Here is a 2,098-nt window from a genome sequence, read left to right on the forward strand (position 1 = left end):
GTGGGTGAGGTCGTCGATGCCGGCCGACGCTGACGTCATGACGGCCTCGGTACGCAGCGGGTTGATCTCCGAGACGGCGCCGACGAACGTGGTCTTGCCCACGCCGAAGCCGCCCGCCACCACGATCTTCGCACTGGTGGTCGATCTGGCCGCCGCCGCGGCGCCGCCGCTAGAGCTTGCGAAGTCCACTGAGCACCCTTTCGAGCAGTGTCACATCCGGCGCGCCGCCGGCCTCTCCGTTGCCCGGCTGGTGGATCGCCACCATGCCCGCCTCCGCGAGGTCGGCCACCAGGATGCGCGCCACACCGAGCGGCATCGACAGCAGCGCCGAGATCTCGGCGACCGACTTGACCTCACGGCACAGATGGCAGATCCGCTGGTGCTCCGGCAGCAGGCTGGCGAGCACCGCCGGGTCTGCCGTCGTCGACACCAGCGCCTCGATGGCGAGTTGGTAACGCGGCCGCGTACGGCCGCCGGTCATGGCGTACGGACGCACCAGCGGCTGGTCGCCCTCATCTCCGTATCCGGCGTCCATGGGGACACCGTACGGATCGTGAGAGGCGGGTGGCGGGGTCATGAATCCTCCGGGCGATGACAGCAAGTGGTCGGCTGTGCCGTCTGACTGGGCCGGTGGGGGGCCGGTGGGCGGCCGTGACGGATGTCAGTGCGGTGGGCTCGTACTTTTCGTATCGGGCAGGTACCGGGAAGAGCGTGGGGCAGGTCGTTCGGTACGAGCGTCGCTACGGTCGGGCGGTACGGGCTTGAGCGGGCGGTCGGGTCAGATCGGTTCGTCTAGCGCAGGAGGCTCCCCTGGAGTTCGGCGCGCAGGTCCGGGGTGAGAACACTGCCCGCACGGTCCACCAGCAGCGCCATCTCGTAGCCCACCAGGCCGATGTCGGCCTCCGGGTGGGCCAGGACGGCCAGCGACGAGCCGTCGGAGACGGACATGATGAAGAGGAACCCGCGCTCCATCTCGACCACGGTCTGGTTGACCGGGCCGCCTTCGAAGATCCGGGACGCCCCCGCGGTCAGCGAGGTCAGACCGGATGCGACGGCGGCCAGCTGATCGGCCCGGTCGCGGGGGAACCCTTCGGACATCGCCAGCAGGAGTCCGTCGGCGGAGACCACCACGGTGTGGGACACCCCGGGGNCGCTCAACTAACGCTCCTGCTGGTGAGTGGGGCCGGGGTTGCCGAGGTTGAAGCTGCCGGTCGTCGAGTTCTGCTGCCGGCCCTGCTGGATGCCGCGGCGCAGATTGGTGAGCCGACCGCGCACGTCGTCGGGCGCGCGCGAGACCTGCGGACCGCTCTGCTGGGACTGCTCCTGCGCAGTGCCCGGCACCAGGTTGGCACGCGGGACCCGCCGGGGCAGACCGGAGGTGGTGACACCGCCCGAAGCGGGTTTCCTGGCCCGCTCGGCCTGGCGCACCAGCTCGTCGTTGGGGGAGGAACGCCACGCCGGGGCGGCCGGGTCGGCCGGGGCGGAGGCGTTCGACGAGACGACGCCGTTCGGCGCGTAGTCCGGGGTCGCCGGGGGCTGCGCCGGGGCGTGCTGGGGAGGCTGCGGCCGCTCACCGGCGGAGCGGTCCGGCTGCTGGGGCACGGACGGAGCCGACGGGGCCGACGGGGCCGGCGGCTGCTGCCGCCCCTGCCCGTCCCGGCCGCCGCGGAACCAGTCCGTCTCCAGCGTGTCGTACAGCGGGGTGCCGCCGTCGCCGGGGGTGGAGGCCGGCGGCAGTGCCTCCGGCTGGCGCGGTGCGGGAGCCGAAGCCTGCGGCTGCTGCGGCGCGCTCATGTCGGGGCGGGCGAACTGGGCCGTGCCGGCCGGGTCCTGTGCGCCGCCGTACACGTCGGGGCGGGTGAACTCACCGGTGGAGCCGTTCGCCTGGGCGCCGGCCCGGGTGTCCGCTCCCTCGCGGGGCGCGGGCGCGCCGAAGTCGGGGCGTGCGAACTCCGCCGTCGCGCCGGGGCCGCGGGCGCCGTCGTGGTCCTCATGGCCGCGCGGCGCGTCCTGTGCCGCCGGGCGCTGCGGGCGTACGGGCGGCTGCTCGCGGCCCCAGCTCGCGGCCTGCGGGCGCGGGGCGCGAGGTGCGCCCCCG

General features: G+C 73.9%; 2 protein-coding genes and 2 pseudogenes. All 4 read right to left on the reverse strand.

Features of this window, described 5'->3' with window-relative positions:
* Window positions 1-189 (reverse strand): annotated as a pseudogene (locus QCN29_RS36655) (ATP/GTP-binding protein); the annotation flags it as partial.
* Window positions 170-577, reverse strand: a complete 408-nt coding sequence (locus QCN29_RS36660) for a DUF742 domain-containing protein (RefSeq protein WP_240137201.1) — start codon at window positions 575-577, stop codon at window positions 170-172. The pseudogene QCN29_RS36655 and the gene QCN29_RS36660, both read right to left, overlap by 20 nt.
* Before the next feature lie 215 nt (window positions 578-792).
* Window positions 793-1,158 (reverse strand): roadblock/LC7 domain-containing protein, encoded by a 366-nt coding sequence (locus tag QCN29_RS36665; RefSeq protein WP_279933583.1) that lies wholly within the window; start codon window positions 1,156-1,158, stop codon window positions 793-795.
* Window positions 1,159-2,098 (reverse strand): annotated as a pseudogene (locus QCN29_RS36670) (histidine kinase); the annotation flags it as partial.

The sequence above is a fragment of the Streptomyces chengmaiensis genome (genome assembly GCF_029846775.1).
Classification (GTDB): domain Bacteria; phylum Actinomycetota; class Actinomycetes; order Streptomycetales; family Streptomycetaceae; genus Streptomyces; species Streptomyces chengmaiensis.

What these genes read in the sequence shown, in the direction of transcription:
- QCN29_RS36660 (WP_240137201.1), bottom strand. Translation starts at nt 577, where the DNA reads ATGACCCCGCCACCCGCCTCTCACGATCCGTACGGTGTCCCCATGGAC.